At 62.8% G+C, this 25,210-nt stretch carries 19 protein-coding genes and 3 pseudogenes; 11 read left to right on the forward strand and 11 right to left on the reverse strand.

What is annotated here, in order from left to right; genetic code table 11:
* Nucleotides 1-19 precede the first annotated feature (19 nt).
* From N0Q91_RS28230 to N0Q91_RS28275, 10 genes and pseudogenes are all read right to left on the reverse strand, one after another.
* The gene (locus tag N0Q91_RS28230) at nt 20-862 is read right to left on the reverse strand and encodes a class I fructose-bisphosphate aldolase (protein ID WP_275598822.1); all 843 of its coding nucleotides are present in this window, start codon (nt 860-862) and stop codon (nt 20-22) included.
* A 65-nt stretch (nt 863-927) separates the two neighbouring features.
* Complete coding sequence (locus N0Q91_RS28235; RefSeq protein ID WP_275598823.1) at nt 928-2,661, reverse strand: glycerol-3-phosphate dehydrogenase/oxidase; 1,734 nt, start codon at nt 2,659-2,661, stop codon at nt 928-930.
* Between the two features lie 11 nt (nt 2,662-2,672).
* The gene (locus tag N0Q91_RS28240; RefSeq protein WP_275598824.1) at nt 2,673-3,668 is read right to left on the reverse strand and encodes an aldo/keto reductase; all 996 of its coding nucleotides are present in this window, start codon (nt 3,666-3,668) and stop codon (nt 2,673-2,675) included.
* Nucleotides 3,665-4,668: pseudogene (locus N0Q91_RS28245) on the reverse strand (sugar-binding transcriptional regulator). Before N0Q91_RS28245 ends, N0Q91_RS28240 begins: the two are co-directional and overlap by 4 nt.
* A gap of 1 nt (nt 4,669) precedes the next feature.
* Nucleotides 4,670-5,662 carry an ABC transporter permease gene (locus N0Q91_RS28250; protein ID WP_018098536.1) on the reverse strand — a complete coding sequence of 331 codons (993 nt, stop codon included), beginning with the start codon at nt 5,660-5,662 and terminating at the stop codon, nt 4,670-4,672.
* Between the two features lie 19 nt (nt 5,663-5,681).
* The gene (locus N0Q91_RS28255) at nt 5,682-7,223 is read right to left on the reverse strand and encodes a sugar ABC transporter ATP-binding protein (RefSeq protein WP_275598825.1); all 1,542 of its coding nucleotides are present in this window, start codon (nt 7,221-7,223) and stop codon (nt 5,682-5,684) included.
* Nucleotides 7,224-7,289: 66 nt separating this feature from the next.
* Complete coding sequence (locus N0Q91_RS28260; protein WP_275598826.1) at nt 7,290-8,318, reverse strand: substrate-binding domain-containing protein; 1,029 nt, start codon at nt 8,316-8,318, stop codon at nt 7,290-7,292.
* A gap of 286 nt (nt 8,319-8,604) precedes the next feature.
* Nucleotides 8,605-9,558, reverse strand: a complete 954-nt coding sequence (araH, locus tag N0Q91_RS28265) for an L-arabinose ABC transporter permease AraH (protein ID WP_275598827.1) — start codon at nt 9,556-9,558, stop codon at nt 8,605-8,607.
* A 2-nt stretch (nt 9,559-9,560) separates the two neighbouring features.
* The gene (araG, locus tag N0Q91_RS28270) at nt 9,561-11,087 is read right to left on the reverse strand and encodes an L-arabinose ABC transporter ATP-binding protein AraG (protein ID WP_275598828.1); all 1,527 of its coding nucleotides are present in this window, start codon (nt 11,085-11,087) and stop codon (nt 9,561-9,563) included.
* Nucleotides 11,088-11,152: 65 nt separating this feature from the next.
* Nucleotides 11,153-12,136 carry an arabinose ABC transporter substrate-binding protein gene (locus N0Q91_RS28275; RefSeq protein ID WP_275598829.1) on the reverse strand — a complete coding sequence of 328 codons (984 nt, stop codon included), beginning with the start codon at nt 12,134-12,136 and terminating at the stop codon, nt 11,153-11,155.
* Nucleotides 12,137-12,328: 192 nt separating this feature from the next.
* Between N0Q91_RS28275 and N0Q91_RS28280 the strand changes: the two are divergent.
* From N0Q91_RS28280 to N0Q91_RS28290, 3 genes and pseudogenes are all read left to right on the forward strand, one after another.
* Nucleotides 12,329-13,097 (forward strand): annotated as a pseudogene (locus tag N0Q91_RS28280) (FadR/GntR family transcriptional regulator).
* Nucleotides 13,098-13,154: 57 nt separating this feature from the next.
* Complete coding sequence (gene dgoD / locus N0Q91_RS28285) at nt 13,155-14,303, forward strand: galactonate dehydratase (RefSeq protein WP_100672290.1); 1,149 nt, start codon at nt 13,155-13,157, stop codon at nt 14,301-14,303.
* A gap of 30 nt (nt 14,304-14,333) precedes the next feature.
* Nucleotides 14,334-15,113: an SDR family oxidoreductase gene (locus tag N0Q91_RS28290; RefSeq protein WP_275598830.1), complete on the forward strand. Its 780-nt coding sequence runs from the start codon at nt 14,334-14,336 to the stop codon at nt 15,111-15,113.
* A 76-nt stretch (nt 15,114-15,189) separates the two neighbouring features.
* On the opposite strand, the gene N0Q91_RS28295 is transcribed toward N0Q91_RS28290, so the two are convergent.
* Nucleotides 15,190-16,131: a 2-dehydro-3-deoxygalactonokinase gene (locus N0Q91_RS28295; protein WP_275598831.1), complete on the reverse strand. Its 942-nt coding sequence runs from the start codon at nt 16,129-16,131 to the stop codon at nt 15,190-15,192.
* 84 nt (nt 16,132-16,215) lie between these two features.
* On the opposite strand from N0Q91_RS28295, the gene N0Q91_RS28300 reads away from it, so the two are divergent.
* The 8 genes and pseudogenes from N0Q91_RS28300 to N0Q91_RS28335 all read left to right on the forward strand — a co-directional run bounded on the left by N0Q91_RS28300 (nt 16,216) and on the right by N0Q91_RS28335 (nt 25,202).
* Nucleotides 16,216-17,145 carry a dihydrodipicolinate synthase family protein gene (locus N0Q91_RS28300; protein ID WP_275598832.1) on the forward strand — a complete coding sequence of 310 codons (930 nt, stop codon included), beginning with the start codon at nt 16,216-16,218 and terminating at the stop codon, nt 17,143-17,145.
* Nucleotides 17,142-18,311: a mandelate racemase/muconate lactonizing enzyme family protein gene (locus N0Q91_RS28305; protein WP_275598833.1), complete on the forward strand. Its 1,170-nt coding sequence runs from the start codon at nt 17,142-17,144 to the stop codon at nt 18,309-18,311. The genes N0Q91_RS28300 and N0Q91_RS28305 overlap by 4 nt, the downstream gene beginning before the upstream one ends.
* Before the next feature lie 32 nt (nt 18,312-18,343).
* Nucleotides 18,344-19,609, forward strand: coding sequence for an ABC transporter substrate-binding protein (locus N0Q91_RS28310; protein WP_275598834.1), 1,266 nt, complete (start codon nt 18,344-18,346; stop codon nt 19,607-19,609).
* 84 nt (nt 19,610-19,693) lie between these two features.
* Nucleotides 19,694-20,596 (forward strand): annotated as a pseudogene (locus N0Q91_RS28315) (carbohydrate ABC transporter permease); the annotation flags it as partial.
* 15 nt (nt 20,597-20,611) lie between these two features.
* Nucleotides 20,612-21,442 carry a carbohydrate ABC transporter permease gene (locus N0Q91_RS28320; protein ID WP_275599751.1) on the forward strand — a complete coding sequence of 277 codons (831 nt, stop codon included), beginning with the start codon at nt 20,612-20,614 and terminating at the stop codon, nt 21,440-21,442.
* A 1-nt stretch (nt 21,443) separates the two neighbouring features.
* Nucleotides 21,444-22,532, forward strand: a complete 1,089-nt coding sequence (locus N0Q91_RS28325) for an ABC transporter ATP-binding protein (RefSeq protein ID WP_275598835.1) — start codon at nt 21,444-21,446, stop codon at nt 22,530-22,532.
* A gap of 1 nt (nt 22,533) precedes the next feature.
* Nucleotides 22,534-23,514 carry an NAD-dependent epimerase/dehydratase family protein gene (locus N0Q91_RS28330; protein WP_275598836.1) on the forward strand — a complete coding sequence of 327 codons (981 nt, stop codon included), beginning with the start codon at nt 22,534-22,536 and terminating at the stop codon, nt 23,512-23,514.
* Nucleotides 23,493-25,202, forward strand: coding sequence for an SMP-30/gluconolactonase/LRE family protein (locus tag N0Q91_RS28335; protein ID WP_275598837.1), 1,710 nt, complete (start codon nt 23,493-23,495; stop codon nt 25,200-25,202). Before N0Q91_RS28330 ends, N0Q91_RS28335 begins: the two co-directional genes overlap by 22 nt.
* Nucleotides 25,203-25,210: the final 8 nt, after the last annotated feature.

A 25,210-nucleotide genomic window follows, 5' to 3' on the forward strand; every position in this document is an offset into this window, starting at 1 on the left:
CCCAAGGTCCGATATCAGATCAACCTTGACGATACAGCGCGAAAGCCTCTTCGCCGCTCGCATTGTCGTGAACGATCGCCATCAGTCCGCGCACCACGGCATTCGGATTGGAGTGCTGATAGACATTGCGCCCGTAGACCATGCCCATCGCGCCCTGCTTCATCAAGGCCGCCGACTTGTCGAAGACGGATCTCAGATCCTCCTTGCCGCCGCCGCGAACGAGAACCGGGCAACGCGCCGCTTCGACCACCCGGTGGAATTCGTCCGCATCGGTGGTCGGGTCCGCCTTGACGATATCGGCGCCCATCTCCCGGGCAAGCCGTGTCAGCGTGACGATCTTGTCGGCATCGCCGTCCACCATGTAGCCGCCATGCTCGGTAACCGGCTGCATGACGAGCGGCTCTATCATCAGTGGCATGCCGTATTTGTCGCAATCGGCCCGGACGCGGGCGATGTTCTGCACGCATTGGCGGAAAAGATCCGGTTCGTCCGGCAGCATGAACAGGTTGACGACGACGCAGGCCGCATCCATGGCCAGCGCCCCGATCAGCGGCTCGGCCTCGTTTTGCAGCACCGCCCACATGTCGCGGTGGCGGACGCGGTTATAGGGATTGCCCATGTCGATGCGCATGACGAGCGCCGGCTTGTCCTTTCCGGGCAGATCCTGCAGCAGATCGGCCTGGCCGTAGTTCATCTGGATCGCGTCGGGCGCCGCCGCGGTGAGTGTCTTCACCACGGACTCCATGTTCTCGAGTCCGCTCAGGAAGGATGGCTCGTTGCAGACGCCGTGATCGATCGCCACGTCGAGGCAGCGTCCGCCGTCGAAAAGGCGGTTCATCCGCACCTTGCTATTGATTCTCATGCTTTTCTCCTTCGTCGTAGGTTGCGCGGCAGCCTGGGTCGGAGCCACCGCAAAAGATTGCGGTATCAACCCGCCGCGACGGCCTTCGCCAATGGGGGCGGCATTCGGGCTGCAAGGGCTTTCTCGTCGACCCCGTGCCGGTCTCGCAGGAGCGCCAGGCACCGGTTCCGCTCACTCAGGCGGCGCGCCTCGGACCATCCCTTCTCCTCGGCCAGCAGTTCGAGCGCGGCGTCGAGAATGGCGAGCGAGAGCGTGCCCGAAATGGCGAGCGTCGTGCGGCGCAAGAGCAGATCGTCCAGATGCTCGACCGCCTCGTTGCGAATCAGGAACAGAAGTTCCCGCATCGTATGAGCGGCGCCCGGGATCACGGCATCGCTTCCCTGGCCTAGGAAAGCCGCCAGCGCCTCCGCCTCCGTTCCGTAGCGGGAGAACAATTCGGCGGCGTGCGGCGGTGGCAGGCCGCAGCGAGCGGCCAGGGCGGCAATCCAGCTTTCGCGATCGACCGGAAATCCCCGCCCTCCGCCGATGGCGCGGTCAGCCGTCGAGACGCGGCGTGAAAGGCCGAGGCGTTCCAGCGCCGTATCGGCTGCAAGTTCGCCGAAGGAGCGAAAGGTCGTCCACTTGCCGCCGATCATGCACAGTACCGGCGTGCCGGCGCTCTCGATCGTGGTGCAGAAATGGTCGCGCGGGATGCGGCCGGTGAAACTGTCGCTGCTGGCGGGCAGCGGTCGCACGCCGGAGAACTGGAAGACGATTTCCTCCTGCCCGATCTCGATACCAGGCAAGACGAAGGCCAGCGACTGCAGGATGTAATCGCGCTCCTCTTTCTCGCACTTGACCGTCCCGGGGTCGTCGACCCGGATGTCGGTCGAACCGACCAGCACCTTGCCGAAATAGGGAAAGAGGATGCAGATGCGGCCGTCCTCGTTCTCGTAATAGATCATGTGATCGCCGAGCGCGTCGCGCAGATCCATATTGTCGATGATGAGATGCGATCCCTTCGTGCCGCCCATCAGCGGGGTGGAGGGGTGATCCGGCGGCAAGAGCGCGCCATTGGTGATGTCGATCCAACCGCCGGTCGCGTTGACGATCAGACTCGGCTCGATTTCGACGCCGACCCCATCGATGCCGTCGGCGATGACGTATTTGCCGGCCTCGTTTCGGCGAAGCTCGGCATAGTTCAGCGCCGCCGCTTCGCTCGAGGCGGACAGTCCGTCCCGCAACAGCTCCATGCCGATCCGCTCGGGGTGGCTCACCCAGGCATCGTAATAGGTGGCGGAACTGCGTATCTTCGGGTTGAGCGCCGGCCATTTCGCCAGCGTCGCGCGACGGCCGCGGAACCGGTGGCGCGGCATCAGTGCCCGCTTGCGCGTCAGCAAGTCGTAGATCGAAAGTCCGGCCTTAATCGCGATAGCCCCGCGGCGGCTCGGCCGACGGCTCAAGCCGAGAAAGCGAACGATCCCATTGGCGAGGCCGGAGAAGATGTCGAAGACGGGAACCGTCGTCGCAAGTGGCGCCACGAGGTGCGGCGCGTTCCTGAGAAGCCGGTCGCGCTCCACGAGCGACTCCTTCACCAGCGTGAACTCGCCGTTTTCGAGGTAGCGCAGGCCGCCATGCACCATGCGCGACAGCGCAGCACTCGCGCCCGAGCAGTAATCGTGCTTCTCGACGAGCAGGACGCGTAGCCCCTGCAGCGCGAGCTCGCGAAAGACGCTGAGCCCGTTGATGCCGCCGCCGAGGACGCAGACGTCCACCTTCGGGCTCCGGCGGAGCCCGTCCAAAATCTCTGTCCTTGTCATGGGGCGGTCCGTTACCTGTCCATATTCGCCAGCTCAGCCGCTATTGTCGCCTCGACCGTCGAGAGGTCCTCCGCGCTGAGCCGGATCGTGCCGGCTCTTGCATTGTCGAGCGCCTGGGCGGGATTGCGCGCGCCGCAAAGCGCGAAGGTGATGCCGGGCTGCGCCAGGGTCCAGGCGATGACGATCTGGGCGATCGATGCCTCGTGCTCCTGCGCGATCGGCCTTATCGCTTCGGCGAAGCGCGTGACCTTCTCCCGGTTTGCGACGGAGAAACGCGGATTGCCCCTGCGCTGGTCGTCGCCGGAAAAGACGCGTTCCGGCCCGATCGAGGCGGAGAGAAGGCCCAGAGCGAGAGACGAATAGCTGAGCGTCGCCACGCCGTTTGCCGTCGTGACCGGCAGGAGCTGCGCTTCGATCTCCCGGTCGAGCATGCTGAACCGTTCCTGGATCGCATCGAGACCGCCGATCTTCACATAGATCTCGAGTTCTTCCAGGTTGACATTGCTGGCGCCGATCGCCCGGATCTTGCCGGCGGCGCGCAGGTCCTCGAGCGCCCGCATGGTTTCCTCGATCGGCGTCGTCGGGTCTTGCCAATGGGTGATGTAGAGGTCGATATAGTCCGTGCCGAGCCGGCTGAGGCTTTGTTCCACTTCGTGGAAGATCGATTCCCGGCCGAGATGGCGATGGACGGGCCTGCCGTCCTGATCGAAGAAGTGATTGCCCTGCCGTGTGTGCCAGACGAGGCCGCACTTCGTTGCGATCACCGCCTTGTCGCGGCGCCCGGAAAGCGCCTTGCCGACGATCTCTTCCGCCCGCCCGAGCCCATAGGCGGGTGCCGTGTCGATCAGCGTCACGCCTGCATCCAGGGAGGCATGGATGGCGGCGACCGATTCCCGTTCGTCCGTGCCGCCCCACATCCAGCCGCCGATTGCCCAGGTGCCGAGGCCGACCGCTGAGGCTGCGACCCCGGAGCGGCCGATCTCCCGCATGATTTGTTGTCCATTCATGAACGCTCTCCGCCTTCCTTGGCCAGTTCGAGAATGCGCGCTCCCGTCGCCTGATCCGTGACGAGCGTGTCCAGATGATTGCCGCGCATGACGCTTAAGATCGGCCCCGCCTTGCTGGGCCCGCTTGCGACACCGATTTTCGTCGGGATCGAAGCAAATTCGGAGAGCGTCAGCGAAACCAGACGCCGATTGAGCCCGTAGCCGCAGACGCGCCCGCAATCGTCGAGCAGATGCGCCAGCAGTTCGCAGGAGGCGCCGGATTGCTCGATCGCCTCGCGATCGGTGCTGGAGGAGGGGTGCAGGTCGTAATAGCTGGAGTCGTCCGAAAGGATAGAGCCGATGCCGACCACGGCAATCTTCGCGTCGCGCGCCCGCTTGAAGACGTCGGCAACCGAGCGCATGCCGAGCAGCATTTTCCGTTCCGCTTCGCTGTCGGCGAAGAGCGGCGCGTGTATCTGGAAGGAATGCCCGCCGAGCCGGTCTGCCATCAGGGTGGCGACGTGGTTGACGTCGGTATAGTGCTTGCCTTGAACGCAACCGGTCGCGGGAACGACCTCGATATCGAAGCGGCGCGACGGCTGCAGGCCGGCAACCACGGCGCTCACCCCTTGCCGCCGGTGATGCAGATCGTGTCTCCGTCGGCGATCTGTTCGAGCATGAGCCGTGCCGCGGCTTCGCCGACCGATTGCAGGGCGATCTGGGGATTGTCCGAAACCGTCGGCACGACGACCGCGCGGCGGATGCCTCCGAGCGCCAGCAGTTGTTCTTCGATTTCCACCAATGGCTCGACCGGCGACTTGATCTTGATCTCGACGAGGCCAAGCTGGCGCCCACGCTTGATGAGGCGGTTGACGGTCGCATGCGAGATGCCGAGCTGATCGGCGATCTGCGCTTGTGTCAAACCCTCCAGAAAGTGCAGCACCAGGGCTTGATGCATCTGCCTGGCGATGACGATTTCTTCGCGCGGGGCGGATTGTGATTTCGGTTTGGCGTTCGCCATGTCAGAGAGCCTTCCGCTTGTGCAGCAAGTGATCGATCGAAACGGCGGCGAGCAGTATGCAGCCCTTGATCATGTCCTGCCAGTACACCGAAACGTCGAGCAGGATCAGCGAGCTGGTGACGACGGAGAGCAGGGCGATGCCGAGGATGGCACCGAGGATCGTGCCCGAGCCGCCGTTCAGCGAGGCGCCGCCGATCACCGCCGCGGCGATGATGTTGAGCTCCATGCCCACCCCGAAGGTCGGCGTCGCCGCGCCGAAGCGTGACATGTAGATCGTCCCCGCCACGCCGGAAAGCGTCGCGCAAAGCACCGTCACCCAGAATTTGACCTCCTTCGTCTTGATGCCGGAGTAGAGCGCGGCCTTCTCGTTGCTGCCGGTGTAGAAGACCTTGCGGAAGGCGGTTGCCCGGCGCAGCAGGAAATCGAAGGCGGCGACGACGGCGATGAAGATCAGGATCACATAGGGAACCCCGAAGAGGGTACCCTGGCCGACCGCCTTGAATGCCGGCGGCAAGGTGAAGAGCGAAAGCGGCGTGCCCTTGGTGATGACGAGGCAGAGACCGCGAACGATCACCATGGCCGCAAGCGACGTGATGAAGTGGTTGAGCCCGACCACGGTGACGAAGAAGCCCATGATGCAGCCGATGGCGGCACTGGCGGCAATTCCGACGAGCGATGCCGTCCAGGGATCGACGCCGATCAGGAAGAGCGAGCCGGAGAGCACCATCGAGAAGCAGACGACGGAGCCGACCGAAAGATCGATGCCGCCGACGATCAGCAGGATCGTCATGCCGACGACGACGATGCCCTCGACCGAGAAGGACATAAGCATCGCCCGGAAATTGCCAAGCGTCAGGAAATGCGGCGAGGCGAAGCTCATGATCACCGAGAGCGAAAGGATGATCGCAATCAGTCCGGCCTCGCGCATCGTGCCGATCCGCTTCCATGCCGGCCTGCGCGTTTTTCCTGCGACCGCCAATGTATCGACTGCCATAGTCCTGTCTCCCGCTTCTTCAGGCAGCATGCCCGGATGCCTTCAAGTTGGTTTCGCTTGCCGACCCGATGCCGGATGCCAGCCGCATGATCGCCTCCTCGGTCATTTCGTCGCCCGATACCTCGCCTGCGATCCGTCCCTCGCGCACCACCAGGACGCGGTCGCAGAGGCCGATCAGCTCCGGCAGTTCGGACGAGATGACCAGAATGCCGATGCCGGCATGGGCAAGCTCGCGCAGCAGGCGGTGGATTTCCGATTTGGCGCCGACATCGATGCCGCGCGTCGGCTCGTCCATCAGGATCACCTTTGGATCGACGGCCAGCTGCTTGGCGATCGCCACCTTCTGCTGGTTGCCGCCCGACAGCGAGGAGACCGGCATGTCGACGCCGCCCATCCGGACGCCAAGCCTGCGGGTCAGGTCCTCGGCGAGCACTCTTTCCTTGCGGGAGTCGAGCAGGCCAAGTGAGGTCAATGCCTTCAGATCGAGTGCGGCAATGTTCTGAGCGATCGAGAGATCGAGGAAAACGCCCGATCCCTTCCGGTCCTCCGATAGATAGACGACGCCGGCTTTCGCCGCGTCGGAATAGCGCCGCAGACGAAGCACCTGGTCATGCAGCCGGATTTCGCCTTGCGTCACCGGTCGCAGTGCGCAGATGCCCTCGGCAATTTCCGTCCGTCCGGAGCCGATCAGGCCACCGACGCCGAGAATTTCGCCGTGGCGGAGCTCGAAGCTGACGTCGCGGAAGCGTGCGTCATCGCCGAGATCGCGGACTGAAAGAATCGGCTCGCCCAGGCGTTCGGAGGGAAGCGGCTTGTCCGGATAAAGCTGGCTGATCTCGCGGCCGACCATCAGTCGGACGACATCGTCAGGAGTGACGTCCGCGATCTTTTCCGTCGCGACATAGCGCCCGTCGCGGAAGACGGTCACCCGGTCGCAGAGATCGAACACCTCTGCCATGCGGTGGCTGATATAGATGATCGAGATGCCGCGCGCCTTGAGATCGCGGATGATGCCGAAGAGCACCTGCGCTTCGCTCTCTGTCAGCGCCGCCGTCGGCTCGTCAAAGATAAGCACGCGGCAATCGAGCGTCAGCGCCTTGGCGATCTCGACGAGTTGCTGACTGGAGATCGGCAGGTCGCCGACCTTCTGGCTGACGTCGATCGGGGCCAGACGATTCATCACGGCCTGCGCGTCGCGCTCCAGCTGAGCGTAGTTCATCAAAGCCGAGCGTCGGCGGTTCGTCGCCGCCATGAACATGTTTTCGGCGATGGTCGCGTCGGGGCAAAGCGCGATCTCCTGATGCACCAGGCCGATGCCGAGCGACTGTGCGACCGCGGGCGAGGCAATCTTCACGGGTGCGCCTTCGATGAGGACTTCCCCGTCCGACGGGTGCAGCACGCCGGCAATGACGTTCATCAGTGTCGACTTGCCGGCGCCGTTCTCGCCGCAAAGTGCGTGAACTTCGCCTCGTTCGAGCCGAAAGTCTACGCCTGTCAACGCCTTCACGGCGCCGAAATGCTTGCTGACATTGCGGATCTCCAGCACGGTCTCTGACGTCATCGCGATTTTCCCCTCCCGCCTCATCGGCCGCCCGGAGCAAGTATCCGGGCGGCCGCCCATGCGATCCTATTCCTCGATGCCCTTGGTACCGCGGCGTTTCAGGTACTTGTCCCAGTAGAAATCGTCGGCGTTATCGGCCGTGACGATCGAGAGGCCGTTGTCGACGACGGGGATGCTCATCGGATTGAAGCCGGATCGCTTGGCGTCGTTCATCGGGTCGATGAGCTCCGGGTGCTTGGCGAGCCAGAGCAGCAGGAAGCCCATATAGCCCTGCATGCCCTGGTTGGGGTTGATCGAGCCGAAGACCTCGCCCGCCTTGATCATGTCGAGAATATTGGCGTTGACGTCGGCGCACATGACGAGGACTTTGCCACCCGTTTCCTTGTTCGCCTGCGCCGCGCCGATCGCCGAATTTGCCTCGGGCATGAACACGGCGCCGAGATTGGGGTTGGCCTGGATGAGGCTCGTGAGCCCCTGATAGGCTTTGTTAGGGTCCTGGTTGGAAGCGGCCCGCCCGACGAGCTTCATGTCGGGCCATTTCTCCTCCATGCGGGCGATAAAGGCTGCGATGCGCTTGTCGTGATTGTCCTGGCCGGGATTTTCGAGCACCGCATATTCACCCTTGCCCCCGAGCTTTTCGGCGATCTTGTCGGCGGCGTAGATGCCTTCGCGTGTGTTGTCGGAGGTGATGTAGGAAACGCGCTTCGACAGGGGAGAATCCGCGGCGAAGGTCACGACCGCCGTGCCCTGGTCGGTCGCCCGGTTGATAGGCTCGATAAACGGATCCGAGTTCATCGGGTGAACCAGAATGCCGGCCGGGTTCTGCGCCAAGGCTTGATCGAAGCTGGCGATCTGCTTGTTGACGTCATATTCCGGCGTTCCGGTGTATTCCGTCTCGCAGCCGAACTGCTGGCCGGCCTGCTTGAACATCTCGTAGACCGGGAACCAGTATTCGACGCCGGACACCATCACGTTCATGACGTATTTTTCGCCCGGCTTGCAGCGGAACGGGTTGTCCGTCGCGGCGGCGGCCGTGCCGGCAAGAAGCGTGGTTGCGAGGACCGCCATCGCGGTCGTGCTGAGAAAATTGCGCAAGAGTCCTCCTCGAGGCCGAAGCCCCTCCCAAAAAGCGCGTCGGCGCGCCAAAGGCGGCCGCTGTGTTCGTGAAATCCGTTCTTCCTCCTCGAAGTCCGGTAGAGGCAGGTAACGCTAGGAAGGGATGCGTGTCAATATATTTCGCAATATGAAATATATTTCACATATGGATACGCCCGCGGCGAAACGCGTAAAGCCAGCCCAAGGGTTTGGGCTGGCATGATTTCTGTGACAGGCAGAGGAATAAGGATTGAGAACGAGGGACCTGCGTCCGTCGTGCCGGAAATCACCCTCGCGGCCTGCCGGCGACAGAGCGCATATTGTCGAGGAGGACAGCAATCAGCAGGATAAGACCACGCACCACATACTGGTAGAAGGCCTGGATGTTGAGCAGGTTCATGACATTCTCGGCAATACCCATGATCAGAACGCCGACGACGACCCCCGTCATGGTCGCCCGGCCGCCGGCAAGCGAGACGCCGCCGAGAACGCAGGCGGAAATCACCGAGAGTTCGAGCCCGGTGGCCGCATTCGGCTGCCCCGAAGTGATGCGCGAGGCGAGCAGGACCCCTGCTACCGCACATACCAGTCCCTGCAGGGCGAAGATCCAGATGCGCATCCGCGCAACATCGACGCCGGCCAGCCGCGAGGCTTCCGGGTTGCCGCCGATCGCAAGGGTGTTCTTGCCGAAGACGGTCCGGTTGAGCAGGAAACCGAACACGATGAAAAAGAGGGCCATCACCCAGATCGGCGTGGGTACCGTCAGGAACTTCGACAGAGAGAGCTGGTAGAATGCCGGATCGTTGATCCCGACGGCACGGCCGTCCGATGCAATCAAGGCAAAGCCGCGTACGATCTGCATCGTCGCCAGCGTCGTTATGAGCGCATTGATGCGGAAACGGGCGATCACGATGCCGTTCGCGAGACCAACGATCCCACCGCAGGCAAGAGCCGCCAGAAGGCCGAGCACGATCGAGCCCGTCGCGTTCGACGCCATTACGGCAACCATTCCCGAGAAGGCTACGGTAGAGCCGACCGAAAGATCGAAGTCGCGTGAGGCCAGGCAGAACATCATGGTGCAGGCGACGACGCCGATGGTCACCACCGATTGCAGCAAGCCGACCATGTTGCGCTCGGTGAGGAAGTTCGGAACCGTCAGAGACACCACTACGAAGGCGGCGGCAAAGATCACCAGCAGGCCCTGTTCGCCGAGAAGAATTTTTTTCAAGGAAGTCGTCATGGTCAGCTTACCTGTTCGGGAAGAGTGGCCGTCGTGGCTGAGGCATCCGGAAGTGCTGCTGCGAGTATCCGGTGTTCGTCGAAATCGCTCCGGTCGATTTCGGCCGCGATCCGACCCTCGCACATCACGAGAATGCGGTCCGCAATCCCCATGACTTCGGGCAGTTCGCTCGAAATGACGACGATCGCCATGCCTTGAGCCGCAAGCTCGTAAAGAATCTCGTATATTTCCGATTTCGCGCCGACATCGATGCCGCGGGTCGGCTCGTCGATCAGAAGCACCTTGACGCCTTCTTCCGACAGCCAGCGGCCGAGGATCACCTTCTGCTGGTTTCCGCCGGAAAGGTTGACGATGTCCTGGTGGCGCGAGGGCGGGCGCACCCGCAGCTTGGCGATGAAACGCTCGGCAAGGTCCGCCTCCTTACGCTTGTCGACAATTCCGAAGGGCGAGAAATGACGGCGGGAGGAGATCGCCATGTTCTCCTCGATCGAGCGCCCGTGCACGATGCCATCGGACTTCCTGTCTTCCGGGCACAGAACGACGCCGGCACGGATCGACAGCCGCGGGCTGTTCGCCGGTACGGCGGCGCCGTCCACCAGGACCTTGCCCTGCCGCCGGCGATCGGCGCCATAGACCAGACGGGCCATTTCGCTGCGGCCCGCGCCGATCAGGCCGAAGAAGCCGAGAATCTCGCCGGCGCGGACGGCAAAGCTGATCGGTTGGGGCAGGGTGATGCCGGAAACGCCTTCGACCGAAAGCCTCGCAGCTCCGAGCGGCCGGGCGCGCCAACCCCAGATGTTCGAAATTTCGCGCCCGACCATCTCGGCGATGATCTGCTCGCGGCCGACTTTCGAGATGTCCGGATGATGGGCTGCGAGCCGGCCATCTCTCAGCACGGTCAGGCTGTCGCACAGGCGGAAGATCTCGTCCAGCCGATGCGAGACATAGAGGATGACCGTGCCGTTCGACCGCAATCTTTCGATCAGGGCGAAGAGGATTTCGCTTTCTCGCGAGGAGAGCGAAGAGGTGGGCTCGTCCAAGGCAATCACGCGAGCGTCGGTCATCACCGCTTTGGCTATCTCGACCATCTGCCGCTCGCCGATCGACAGGGATGCAACCTTCGCCTCGGGATCGACGTCGATACCGATTTCTTTAAGCCTGTCGGAGACGACGCGAACCAGTTGTCGACGGTCGATGACGCCGGCATTGCCGGGGAAGCGGCCGAGCCAAAGGTTTTCGGCGACCGTCAGCTCCGGTACGAGCTGCAGTTCCTGATGGATGACGATGACGCCCGCGTTGAAGGCATCGCGTACGGAACGATAGTGCTGCGGCTCGCCGTCGATGCGGATCTCGCCGGTGTCGGCCGCCTGGTCTCCGGAGAGCACCCGTATCAAGGTGGACTTCCCGGCTCCGTTTTCTCCCATCAGCCCGTGGACCGCGCCCTTGCGTACAGAGAAGGAGACCTCCGACAGCGCCTGAACGCCGGGATAGCCTTTTGAAATCGATTGGAATTCCAGAAAGTCCTGCATTGCAGCGCTCCGGGAAGGACGCCCGGCGCTTGGCGACACCGGGCTCGTTTCAGTCGGGGCAGGGCTCACTCGATGCCGAGTTCCTTGCGGACGGCCTCATAGTTGTCGCGCAGCGCGAGCTGGCCGGCGGTCAGGATCAGCTTTTCCGGTTCCTTGCCGTTGGCGATCCACTCGTACATGTTGAGGGCCGTCTCGTAGCCGTGGCGTTTTGGCGAGATGATGACGGTGCCGTAGAAGCCCGTCGCGGAAGGCTTCTTGAACTCGTTGATCGCGGAGTCCGCGCCGCCGATGCCGATGCCGATCATGCTGTCTGCGGGGATGCCGACCGTCTCTGTGGCACGCACTGCACCAAGCACGGCTTCGTCGTTAAGGCCGACGGCGATCCACTTCTTGATGCCCGCATTCTTGTTGAGAACGACTGTCGCGGCATTGAGAGCGGCTTCGGTGTCGGTCTTTGCCTGCGGCGCGTCGAAGATGTTGGCTTCGGGGAAGCCGTTCGCCTTCAGAACGGAGAGCGCGCCTTCCACCCGGTCCACGGCGGTCGGGAGCTGGTCGTAGGAAACGCGGATCGCGCCGACTTCCTTCATGTCCCAGCCGCGCTTCTTGATCTCCGCGACGATCGCCTCGCCCACGGTCTCGCCGATCTTGGTGGCGGAGATGCCCATATGCGGAACGTCCTCGATCGGGCTGCCGTCGGCGTTGACCAGCCGATCGTCGACCGTCATCAACTTGAGGTCGTTGGCTGCCGCCTTGGCGACGATGCCGGGGCCGAGCTTCACATCCGGCGTGCAGACGATGAAGCCCTGCGCGCCTTGGGCGCCGAGATTGTCGATGGCCGACTGGACCTTTTCGCCATCCTGGGCGCCGATCTTGACGAGCGTGAAGCCCTTTTCCTTGGCCGCTTCGTCGGCGAATTTCCATTCGTCCTGGAACCACGGCTCCTCCGGCTGCTTCACGATGAAGCCGATCTTCACGTCGGCGGCGAAGGCGGATGTTGCAGCAAGAATCGCGACGGTGCCGGCCAAAGCGACGGCTTTGATAAAGCGCATGATTTCTCTCCCTGTTCGAACTGCTCCCAGCAGCCGCATTTGTGTATGATGGAAAGATCATACTTGTCAATTGGACATGTATGATGAATGATAATCGCGTGTCTGATAATGCGTGCTGCACGAAGGGTCGTCACTTCGGCTCAATTGCGATAAGCATCGCGCTTCAAGTCCCAGGAAAATAGCGGCCCGCGCATGGAGATTTCGGTGCAAGGACAACAGGATCAATCGATGGAACCGAGCGGCGCGCCTTCCCGCCGGCCCCGAGTTCCAGAAGGATGTGACGCGGGCGATCGCCGCCGAGATCTGCGGCGACGACTATCCGGCAGGCAGTTTCCTGCCGCGGGAGAACGACCTGTGCGAGCGCTACGGCGTCAGCCGCACGGTGATTCGGGAATCGCTGAAGATTCTCGAATCGAAGGGCCTTGTGCGCGGGCGTTCGCGCGTCGGCACCGTCGTCTGCAGCAAGGACGAGTGGAACATTCTCGACCAACAGGTCCTGGAGTGGATCGGCGATCGGATTTTTCAGTTCGATCTTCTGAACTGTATTCTGGAAGCGCGCCGTGCGATCGAGCCGGTTGCGGCGGAGCTGGCTGCTGCGCGCGCGACGGTGCAGGAAATCGCCGCGATCGAGCGCGCCTGGCAGCAGATGAAGGACGCCGAAGGCGACATCGTGAAGTTTACTGCGGCGGACGTCGCCTTCCACGAATCGCTCCTGAAAGCGAGCCACAATCAGGTGTTTCAGCAGCTGGCGAGCATCATTCAGGCCGGCCTCAAATTCTCTCTGCAAGCCTCGAACGAGGCGGCGGACACTTGCGGCGACGCCGTGGAAATCCACAGGCAGTTGGTCGAAGCGCTGCGGATGCGCGACACGGCGGCAGCGCGCAACTGTTCGTACCAGTTGCTGGACCTTGCCGCACGTGATCTTGCCGTCGCCGTCGAGCGGCGTTCGCCGCAAGGCTGACCGCCGACATAGACGCCGTTCGGATCGCCATATTCCTATTCAGATTGGACGCATTTCATGAAAATCACGAAGCTGACCACCTATATCGTTCCGCCGCGCTGGCTGTTTCTCAAGATCGAAACCGATGAGGGTGTCGTGGGGTGGGGGGAGCCCGTGGTCGAGGGGCGCGCTTTGACGGTCGAAGCTGCCGTTCACGAACTTTCGGACTATCTCGTGGGCAAGGACCCCTTCCTGATCGAGGACCATTGGAACGTCCTTTATCGCGGCGGGTTCTACCGCGGCGGCGCCATCCATATGAGTGCGCTTGCCGGCATCGACCAGGCGCTTTGGGACATCAAGGGCAAGGCGCTCGGTCAGCCCGTCCACTCTCTGCTCGGCGGCCAGTGCCGCGACAGGATCAAGGTCTATTCCTGGATCGGCGGCGACCGCCCGAGCGATGTCGCGAACAATGCGCGTGAGGTGGTCGCCCGCGGTTTCAAGGCGATCAAGCTCAACGGCTGCGAGGAGATGCAGATCGTCGACACCAACGAGAAGATCGACAAGGCTGTAGAGACGATAGGGCTGATTCGGGATGCGATCGGCCCTCATATCGGCATTGGCGTCGATTTCCATGGGCGGGTCCACCGTCCGATGGCGAAGGTACTCGCCAAGGAGCTGGAGCAGTTCAAACTGATGTTCATCGAGGAGCCCGTGCTTTCCGAGAACCGCGAAGCCCTGAGGGAAATCGCCAATCATTGCTCGACGCCGATCGCACTCGGCGAAAGGCTCTATTCGCGCTGGGACTTCAAATCGGTTCTCTCGGACGGCTTCGTCGACATTATTCAACCGGATCTTTCCCACGCCGGCGGGATCACCGAATGCCGCAAGATCGCCGCCATGGCCGAGGCCTACGACGTGGCTCTGGCGCCGCACTGCCCTCTGGGGCCGATTGCGCTTGCCGCCTGCCTGCAGGTCGATGCCGTCAGCTATAACGCCTTCATCCAGGAGCAGAGCCTCGGCATCCACTACAACGAGGCGAACGACATCCTCGACTACATCTCCAACAAGGAGGTCTTCGCTTACGAAGACGGCTTCGTTTCCATTCCGCAGGGGCCCGGTCTCGGCATCGAGGTGGACGAGGCCTATGTGATCGAACGCGCGAAGGAGGGGCATCGCTGGCGCAATCCGATCTGGCGCCATTCGGACGGCAGTGTTGCCGAGTGGTGAAGACTATACGCGGATCGAAGGGAGGCAGGGATGAGTGACCGGCTTAAAGGCAAGCGGATCATGGTGACCGGTGCGGCGCAGGGCATCGGCCTTGCGATTGCCGAAGTGTTCCTGTCGGAGGGTGCGGCACTCTTCCTCGTCGACCGAGACGGTCCCCTGCTTGAAATGCAGGCGAAGCGGCTGCAGCGCGAGGGACGGGCGCTCGCCTACGCCGAAGCCGACATCACGGACGCCGATGCGATCGAGGCGGCGGTGTCGGCAGCCGCTTCATCGATCGGTCCGATCAATGCGCTCGTCAACAATGCCGGGGTCAACGTCTTCTCGGAGCCGCTGGAGATGAGCGATGCCGACTGGCAGCGCTGTTTCGACATCAACCTCCGTGGTGCCTGGAACTGCTGCAAGGCGGTGCTGCCTGGCCTGATCGAAGCGGGCGGTGGGGCGATCCTCAACATCGCTTCCACTCATGCCTTCACCATCATTCCGCACACCTTTCCCTACCCCGTCGCAAAGCACGCGCTGCTCGGCATGACGAAGGCGCTCGGCATCGAATATGCCCCAAAGGGCATTCGCGTGAATGCGCTGGCGCCAGGCTATGTGTTGACCCAGAAGGCTTACGACTACTGGAACAGTTTCCCGGACCCGGCGGCAGCCGAGGCGGCAACCATGAAGCTCCACCCGGGCGGCCGCATCGCGACGCCAGAAGAGATCGCCCGCGCCGCCGTCTTCATGATCTCCGACGAGTGCCCTTTCATGAACGCGACCTGCCTGACGGTGGACGGCGGCCTCAGCGTCCTGCATCATCCGGCCTGATGAGCTCAAAGCAAAAGGCTGCTGAAAACATCCACGGCGATCTTCGTGAACGGTGCGGTCGGGAGATCGCCGCGTTTCATTGCGCGGCGGGCAGGCGGCTCCCCGAGATCGCGAGGGCGCCCCGGATCGCCGCGTCAGCCGGCGCGGGCGCAAGCTCCAGGCCAAAGGCCGTGGCCACTCTCTCGTAAACCTCGACAAGATCGTCATCGCCAACCACGGCGATCGTGTTCCCTTCCTTGAACCAGCCGCCGGCCCGCGCCTCCACAAACTCCCATCCGACAATGAGCCCGGAAAGGCGGCTCTTCATTTCGTCCGGCGTGATCGCACCGGCGAGCCAGCCGGTCCTGACGGCAAAGAGCCGCGTCAACAAGCCGCCGGCCCGAGCGCATTCTTCCTGCGCCAGCGCAACGCCTTTCGCGAAAGCCGCGGTGGCATGGTCACGCTCGGCCGTTGCGACTTTCGACAGGAAGGAATGGTTGGCCAGCGTCGTGTAGATTTCACCGGTGACGAAGGTGCGGAAACGCTCGATGCGGCCGTTCCTGATCTCGGCCCATTTTGCATGGGTGCCGGGCAGGACGACGATCATGTCCCGCATCAGGCCGAAGCCGACGAGCTGTGTCTCCTCGCCGCGCATGACGTCTGGGAATGGAAACGCCGTCGGGTCCGTCAGTCCCGGTAGAAAGGTAAGCCGGTCTCCCTCCGGGAGTTCGATGGTGCGGCACGCGGCAGCCAGGTCCGCCGCTGCCGCCGGGGTCGGCACATAGGGCATCTCGATCCATCCGTTGCGGCTCCCGATCATTCCCGCCGCCAAGATGTCGAGCGGACCATATTCGGCGCGCCAGGATGCGAGGGCCTCGCTGACGACGCGTTCGTGCTCCCCTTTCGCAACCGACTGAATTCCCCGGTCGCCTTCTTTCTCATCGATGATTGAGCCGTCCGATTTCACCAGGAAAGCCCGGAAGTTTGTGGTGCCCCAATCGAGCAGGACCGTGACGGGTTCATATGCAGCGTTGGACAAGGTCTTCTCCTTCGGAACTTCGGCGATTGACACGGCATATCACCTTCGCTTATGGTCCACAATATAAATTGTAAGTCTCATTATATGGACCTAGACATGCAGCTGACAGGAATTTTCCCGGTTCTCCCGACGCCTTTCACCGAAAACGGGGTAGATGTTGCTGCGATGCGCCGTCTCGTCCGGTTCGCTTTGGATGCGGGCGTTGCGGGCCTGGTGTTCCCGGGTTTTGCGAGCGAGGTGGAAATGTTGACCGGCGAGGAGCGCCTGGCGCTTCTCGAAGCCGTCTCGGCCGAGGTCGATGGCCGTGTGCCGATCGTAGCCGGCGCCAGTGCGGCGACCGTGGATGAAGTCGTCGCCTATGGTCGGCAGGCACTGGCGCTCGGGATCACGCAGCTCATGATTCAACCCCCGAAGTCCATCGGGGCGGGAGCAGACGCGGTGGCCGCTTTTCTCTCCGCTTCGGCGATGCAAATGCCCGACGCGGAAATCATCCTTCAGAATGCTCCCGCGCCGCGTGGCTCGGACCTTGCGCCCGAGGCGGTCCTCGAGGTCGTCCGCCAGGTTGCGGCTGTTCGATACGTCAAGGAAGAGACGCTTCCCGCGGGGCCGGCCATTACCGCCATTCTTGCGGACGCGCCCGAGCATTTGCTGGGTGTCATCGGCGGCGGAGGCGCTCGCTACATTCTCGACGAGTACGATCGGGGTGCATGTGCGGCAATGCCGGCGCTCGAGATCGCCGACCTGCATGTCGCCCTCGACCGAAATTACCGCGCAGGCCGCGGGGACGAGGCGCGAGCGCTTTACGTGAAGTCGCTGCCTCTGTTGGCGCTGCAGGCCGTGTACCGCATGCGGCTGACCAAGCATGTGCTCGGCTTGCGCGGGGTCATAGAGAACCCCATTGTGCGTGCGCCGACCCCTGATCTCGACGCAATGGCCCTGCGCGACATCGAGAGATGCCTGCAGGAGTGTGGCGTGAAATCCTTCGGGCGGGCAAAGAGAGGGCCGGATGCATGAGCGATCGCGTCAAAAAGATTGAGAGCTTCACGCTCACCTTGCCGCGCGACAAGCCCTATCTCGGCAAGGCGCGCCCGGGCGAGGAGCCGAACGGGCGCGGATACCTGGTCCGCAAGGGCAATCGCACGGTCTATCCGACATACGATCGCAGCGTGCTCGTCCGCATCGAGACCGAAAACGGCGCCGTCGGCTGGGGCGAAACCTATGGATTGGTCGCGCCGCGGGCGACGATGGAGATCATCGACGATCTTCTCGCGGATTTCACCATGGGCCGCGACCCATTCGATGCGGCGGCGATCCATGACGATCTCTATGATCTGATGCGGGTGCGTGGCTATACCGGCGGCTTTTACGTCGATGCGCTCGCTGCGATCGACATCGCGCTGTGGGACTTGGCTGGCAAGCTCGCTGGTCTGCCGGTCTGCAAGCTGCTCGGCGGCCGGAGGCGCGACAGGATCGACGCTTACATTTCCGGGCTGCCCGAGGATACGCGCGTCAAACGCGCAGAACTCGCGGCATCATGGCAGGCCAAGGGCTTCTCATCCTTCAAATTTGCCTCGCCCGTTGCCGATGACGGGGTCGCAAGGGAGATCGAAACCCTGCGCGAAAGGCTCGGTGCCGGGGCGCGTATCGCCTGCGACATGCATTGGGCACAGACTGCCAGCGAAGCGATCGCGCTGATCAGGGCAATGGAGCCGCACGGGCTGTGGTTCGCCGAGGCGCCGGTGCGCACCGAGGACGTCGAGGGTCTGGGCCGGGTGGCGGCGAGCGTCCCGACCGCCATTGCGGTCGGTGAGGAATGGCGCACCGTCTACGATATGGTGCCGCGCGTTGCGCGGAACGCGCTCGCAATCGTGCAGCCGGAAATGGGCCACAAGGGCATCACGCAATTCATGCGTATCGGCGAATACGCCCACGCGCACCACATCAAGATCATCCCGCATGCAACCATAGGCTCGGGCATCTTCCTGGCGGCAAGCCTCCAGGCGAGCGCGGCGCTGGCGAATGTCGATTGCCATGAGTTCCAGCATTCGATTTTCGAGCCCAATCGCCGGCTTCTCGAAGGAGATATGGATTGCGCCGAGGGCCAATACATTCTGCCGACAGGGCCGGAACTCGGCGTCGAGCCTTCGAAGGAGGCGCTCGCGCTTCTGAAAAGAAATTGAAATCGAATAGGTGCGGAGGAGTGGAGGAAAACATGAAAATCATCCGGAAATATGCCGTCGCAACGACCGTCGCAGCGATGCTGGCTTGCACGGCCCTGCCGGCCACCGCCAAGGCGGAAGTGCTCAAATTCGTCTCGTGGCAGAAGGACGAGAAGGGCATCGGTGATTGGTGGGGCACGGTGATCAAGGAGTGGGAGGCAAAGCACCCCGGCAATTCGATCGAATGGACCAAGGTGGAACGCAGCGCCTATGCCGACACCATGACGACGCTGTTTGCAGGCGGAACGCCGCCGGACATCGTCCACTTGGCCTCCTTCGAATTTCAGACCTTCGCGAACAATGGCTGGCTGGAGGACCTTGGTCCCTGGGTCGAGAAGGCGGGGCTCAATCTCGATGGATGGAGCGGACAGGACATCTGCAAGTTCCAGGATACGACCGTCTGCATCATGATGCTCTATTACGGCACGATCTTCGGCTATAACGAGGAGATGCTGAAGCAGGCGGGCGTCGCGGTCCCCACCAATTACGAGCAGTTCCTCGAAGCTGCCCGCGCGACCACCAAGGACCTGAACGGCGACGGCATCGTCGACCAGTTCGGAACCGGCCACGAGACCAAAGGTGGCGGCGGGCAGTATATCGCGGAAATGGCGAGCTATCTTTTCGATGCCGGCGCACGTTTCACCAATGCCGAAGGCAAGGTGACCATCGACACCCCCGAAATGGTCGAGGGCCTGACCCGATGGAAAACCGTGGTCAAGGAAAACCTGACCCCGCGCGATCTCTCGGCGGGCGAGGTCCGGAAACTCTTCGCCGATGGAAAGATCGCGCTGAAGGTCGACGGTCCCTGGATCTATTCCATCATGCAGCAGGGAGCGGCAAAGGATAAGCTGAAGCTTGCCAGCGTTCCCTTCGACCCGCCGCTGGGAGGGTCATCCAACATTCTGGCGATGCCGAGCGAGATTTCGGAAGAGAAGAAGCAGCTTGTCTGGGACTTCATCGCAATTGCGACTTCGGACAAATTCCAGACCAGCTTCGCGACGCTTGCCGCCTCGACGCCGCCGAGCCCGCGCGCCGATCTCACCGAAGCCAAGGCGCAGATTCCGCATTTCGATCTGATGGTGAAGTCGCAGAAGGCTGCGGCAGAGCACAAGATCGACCGCATTCCGGTCGGCCTCGAGATCCAGTTCAACGAGTTCTCGAAAATGATCCAGGAGGAGGCGCAGAGAATGATCATAGAAGATCTCGATCCTGCGGCCGTCGCCAAGACGATGCACGAGAAGGCCGAGGCGCTTCAATAGACGTTTGCCGACCTTCGGCACATGAGGGGCACCCGGCGCCCGCAGCGGCGCCTGGTCCCCCCGGCAAAAAACCAAGAGGCAAAAATGAGCGTACGCTTCCTCGATCTGGCACGCCCAAGCCGGCAGCATTGGCTGGGCTACCTGTTGTTGCTGCCGGCGGTCGCGCTAGTGGCCCTGATCATCGTCTATCCGCTGTTCGTGTCGCTGGACTTGTCTTTCCAGAAGATCGGCATGGCGACGCTCAGCGCACCGCGCAAGTCGTTCACATTGGAAAACTACCACAAGCTGTTCACGTCGCCGGAATTCTGGAAATCGTGCTGGGTGACGATCAAGTTGGTCGTGGTCGTCAGTGCAGCCTGTTTCGCCGTCGGTCTGGGCACGGCCTTGCTGGTCAATAACCGTTTCAAGGGGCGGACGCTGGCGCGTCTCTTCGTGGCTCTGCCCTGGGCCGTTCCGGAAGTCATCGCCGTCGTCATTTTCGCCTGGATATTCGATTCTTCCTTCGGTCTGATGAACTGGCTCTTCATCAAGCTCGGCATCACGAGCCAGATGATCAACTGGTTCTCCGAACCGACCGCCGCGTTCTGGGTGGTGGCGATAACGATGATCTGGAAGGGTTACCCCTTCGTCTCCATCATGACGCTTGCCGGTTTGCAGTCCATTCCGGAAGATTTCTACAACGCCGCCAAGGTCGATGGCGCGAACGCGTTCCAGCGCTTCTGGTACATCACCATTCCCGTGCTCATGCCCGTTCTCGGCGTCACGTCGGTGCTCGTCGTCCTTTGGGTCTTCCGGGATTTCTCGATCATAAAAGTGCTGACCGACGGCGGGCCGCTCAAGGCGACGCAAACGCTCTCGATCATGACCTACAATCAGGCTTTCGGCTTCTTCAACATGGGTTACGCCTCCGCGATCGGCATCGTAACGCTCGTGCTGTGCGTCGTCGCCAGCCTGTTGATGCTCGGCCGCAAGTCCCAGGCAATGTATTCAGGAGGTCGAGCTATGCAGCGCACAACCTGTCAAACGCTCACGCTCTATGCCGGCCTTGCCGTCGTCTGCGGCATCCTTCTCTTTCCCATCTATTGGCTGTTCGTCACGGCGCTGTCGACGCTCGCGGAAATCCGCCAGTTGCCGCCGTCCTTCTGGCCGGCAGAACCGCAGTGGAGCACCTTCGCCAAAGTGGCGACCGAGCGACCGATCCTCCTGTGGTTGTGGAATTCGACGCTCGCGGCGCTCGGTTCTGTAGCTCTGTCGATGGTCGTTTCGGTCTTCGCGGGCTACAGCCTGTCGCGCTTCAGCGTGAAGGGCGGGCGATCGCTCGGTCTCTTCATTCTCACGGCGAAGATGCTGCCGGCAACGCTGCTCGTCATTCCGCTTTTCGGAATTTTCCGCTCTATGGGACTGATCGGAAGCCTCTGGTCGCTGGTGCTCGCCCATGCGACGCTGATCATTCCCTTCACGACATGGATGCTGAAGGGCTACTTCGACACGATCCCGCGCGAACTGGAGCAGGCGGCTATGGTCGATGGCTGCTCTCCGCTCGGCGCCCTGTTTCGGGTGGTGCTTCCGGTTGCAACGCCGGGGCTTGCTGCGACCGCCCTTTACGCCTTCGTTCTCTCCTGGGCCGATTATGCCTATGCCCGCACCTTTCTCACCAATGCGCAGGGGAGTTGGACGGCCAATCTCGGCATTACCACGATGAAGGGCGAGTACGTCACCGACTGGAACGAGATTTCGGCGGCGGCCGTGTTCGTCTCGGTGCCGATTATCCTGATCTACCTGTTCCTCGAACGCTATTTGGTCGGCGGGCTGACTGCCGGCGCGGAGAAGTGAAATGGCCGGCATAAGCATTCAGAACGTCTACAAGAACTACGGAGCGCTCAACGTGCTCAAGGAGTTCTCGCTCGAGATCGCGGATGGGGAATTCGTCGTCCTCGTCGGCCCATCGGGCTGCGGCAAATCGACAATGCTCAAGATCCTCGCCGGCCTCGAGCCGGCAAGCGGCGGCAAGATCCTGATCGGCGACAAGGACGTGACCGACCTTGCACCAGGGGACCGCGACATCGCGATGGTCTTCCAGAATTACGCGCTCTACCCGCATCTGACCGTCGGCCAGAATATCGGTTTCGGACTGAAGATGCGCGGCATGCCCAAGGCGGAAATCGACAAGCGCGTTGACGCCGTCGCCAGGATCCTGGCTGTCGACCATCTGCTCGATCGTCGCCCGAAGGCGCTGTCGGGCGGACAGCGCCAGCGCGTCGCGCTCGGCCGGGCAATCGTGCGGGAGCCGCGTGCCTTCCTGATGGACGAACCCCTGTCCAATCTCGACGCAAAGCTGCGTGTTCACACCCGCGCCGAGATCAGCGCGCTGCACAAGCGGATCGGCGTCACGACGGTCTATGTCACGCACGACCAGATCGAGGCGATGACCATGGCCGATCGCGTCGTCATCATGCGCGACGGCGTCATCCAGCAGATCGCAGACCCGGATACGCTGTTCGCCAAGCCGGCCAATCTCTTCGTCGCCGGCTTCATAGGGTCTCCGGGCATGAACTTCATGTCCACCCGCATCGAAGGGGGCAAGCTCACCCTATTCGGCCAGAGCTTCGTGACCCGGAAAGGCGCTCGGGACGGCGAGGTGATCGTCGGCATTCGGCCGGAACATCTGTCGCTCGGCCAGGGCCATGTCGCCTTCGCGGTGCGGCCGACATTGGTCGAGAGCCTCGGCTCAGAAAAATACATCTACTTCGATCCGGGCGAAAACGCATACGGCGAAGCTGCTCGGGACGAAGAACGCGGCAAGGGCCTGATTGCGCGGATCGCGCATTCCGGCCCTGTGCGAGAGGGCGAAGAGCTCACGCTCTCCTTCGACCCGTCAGAAATCCACCTCTTCGATCCGAAGACAGAAAAGGCCATAGATTGACATGAAAGTGCTCGTGACGGGCTCTGCCGGCAGGGTCGGCTCTTTGGTTGCCAGGAAATTGCTCGAGGCCGGACACCAGGTGAGGGGTTTCGACCTGCGCTCGGCATCGATCGATGATGTCGGCTTTGACGAAGTCGTGGGCGCGTTTGACGACCGGGAGGCGGCGATGCGCGCCTGCGAGGGGAGCGACGCCGTACTCCATCTCGGCGCCTTCATGTCCTGGCTGGCGAGCGACCGCGAGCGGTTGTTCCAGGCGAATGTCGAAGGGACGCGCATCGTGGCCGAGGCGGCCGCCGCGGCAAAGGTCGGCCGCTTCGTCTTTGCCAGCTCCGGGGAGGTCTATCCGGAAAACAGCCCCGCATTCCAGCCGATTACAGAGGATCATCCGAAGGAGCCGCTATCTCCATACGGTCTCACTAAGCTTCTCGGCGAGGAACTGGTGACGTTCCAGGGGCGCGTATCGTCGATGGAGACGGTGATCCTGCGCTTCTCGCATACGCAAAATGCCGACGAGCTGCTCGATCCCGACAGCTTCTTTTCCGGACCGCGCTTCTTTCTTCGCCCTAAGATCAAGCAGCAGGAAACCTTCGGCAACAGGACTGCGGCCGACCTTCTGAGGGCGGCGGATCCGGGGCGGCCGGCACTCGTCCTGACACGCAACGAGAACGGCCGGCCATTCAAGATGCACATCACCGACACCCGCGACATGGCCGGGGGCGTTCTGCTCGCGCTGACCCATCCGAAAGCCGCGGGTGGCGTCTTCAATCTGGGAGCGACCGATCCTGTTGACTTCGCCGAGCTCCTGCCCGTAATGGCCGACAGGATCGGGTGGCCGCTCGTGGCGGTCGATCTTCCCGGCTCCGGCGTGTGGTATCACACTTCCAACCAGCGCATTCGTGAAATGCTCGGCTTCGAACCCGAGTGGCCGATCATGCGAATGCTGGACGAGGCGGTAGCGGCATGGACGACAAGGCAGGCTTAGGCGGGCTTGAAGATCGCGGGGCACCGGCGGGTGCAGCCGCGCTCGCCAAGGGGCTCGCTCTCCTCGATCTCATAGCGGAGGCGCCGAAGGCGCTGCGCTTCGCGGACCTGCAGAAAATGAGCGGCGTGCCGAAGCCGACCCTTGCGCGCATGCTGAAGACGCTGATGGTGTTTCGTCTGATCCGGCAGGACGAAGCAACGGGCGCTTACCTGCTCGGACACCGCTTCATCGAGCTTTCGCATCGCGTGTGGGATAAATTCGACCTCGTCAGCGCCGCCGCCCCCGAACTCGAACGCCTTTCCGCCGAGCTCGGGGAAACGGTCGCACTTTGCCGCCTCGACGGTCACCGCGTGGTCTATCTGGAAGAGCGCTCGAGTGGCGGCCTGGGCGTGCTGATCGCAGTCGGCCGGCGCGTGCCGGTCCACTGCACCGCAGCCGGTAAGGCTCTGCTGGCGTTTCAGGAGCCTTCTTTCGCCCGTTCGTTGGCGGGACAGCTCGTTTATGATCGCTTCACGTCTCAGACCATTACAGATCCGCAGGCGCTCGAGGCCGATCTCGTCCTCACGCGCGCGCGGGGCTATGCCGTTTCCTACGAGGAGCATCTCGCCGGGGTTAATTCCGTCGCCGCTCCGATCGCCGGGCGCGACGGAGTGCCGCTCGGGGCACTCGTGGTGCTGGGGCCTGCTTCCCGTCTCGACAGTTCCGCCATCCATCCGGTCGGCCGCGAACTGATGGCTGCGGCGCGCCGGATCACCGGCACGGTCGGTGCCGTCGCCATCAGCTCCGGCCCGCGGCCCCGGACGCGTGCGGGAGGACAGAGCGACGTGCAATGCGTCCTGCCCTGGGGCGCCCAACTCGGCGAAGCTCCGGTCTGGGTGGACAGGGAAAAGCGGCTCTATTGGGTGGATATTCTTCACCCGGCCGTGCACCGGTTCGATCCAGTCACCGGCAAAAACGAGACCTGCAATGCAGCCAAGCTCGTCAGTGCCGTCCTTCCGGACAAGGATGGCCGGCTGATCGTCGCCTCGCAGGACGGCGTCGAACGTTTCGACTTCGAGCGCGGCCTGTTCACCCCTTTTGCCGAGCCGGAACCGGGAGTGCCGGAAAACCGCCTAAATGACGCAAAAGTCGACCCGGATGGCCGGCTTTGGGTCGGATCGATGCGGCTCGATGTGAGCCGGCCGACCGGCAGCCTGTATCGCCTGACGAAGGCCGGTGAAGTCGTCCGCGCCGAGAGCGGTTTCACGGTCGCCAACGGACTGGCCTGGAGTCCCGATGGCTCGACCTTCTACTTCGTCGATACGGTGCCGGGCATCATCTATGCCTATGATTTCGATGCGAGGGAGGGGAGTATCGCCAACCGCCGCGTCTTCGTTACCGTGCCCGAGACGGAGGGGCGCCCGGACGGCCTTGCCGTCGATGCCGATGGCGGCGTCTGGTGTGCGATCTGGGACGGCTGGCGCGTGAACCGCTATCGGCCCGATGGCCGGCTGGACCGGGCCGTCGAACTGCCGGTGCCGCGCCCCACCAGCGTGGCCTTCGGCGGGGACGATCTTGCGACCTTGTTCATCACCAGTGCGCGCACCCGTCTCCCGGCCTCGACGCTGACGGAAGCGCCGCTCTCCGGCGGCATTTTCGCCTGCAATCCTGGTGAGCGCGGCCTGCCCACCTCGCTCTTCGGCGTCTGAGGAACAGT

The organism is Sinorhizobium prairiense, from assembly GCF_029201645.2.
GTDB lineage: Bacteria > Pseudomonadota > Alphaproteobacteria > Rhizobiales > Rhizobiaceae > Sinorhizobium > Sinorhizobium meliloti_A.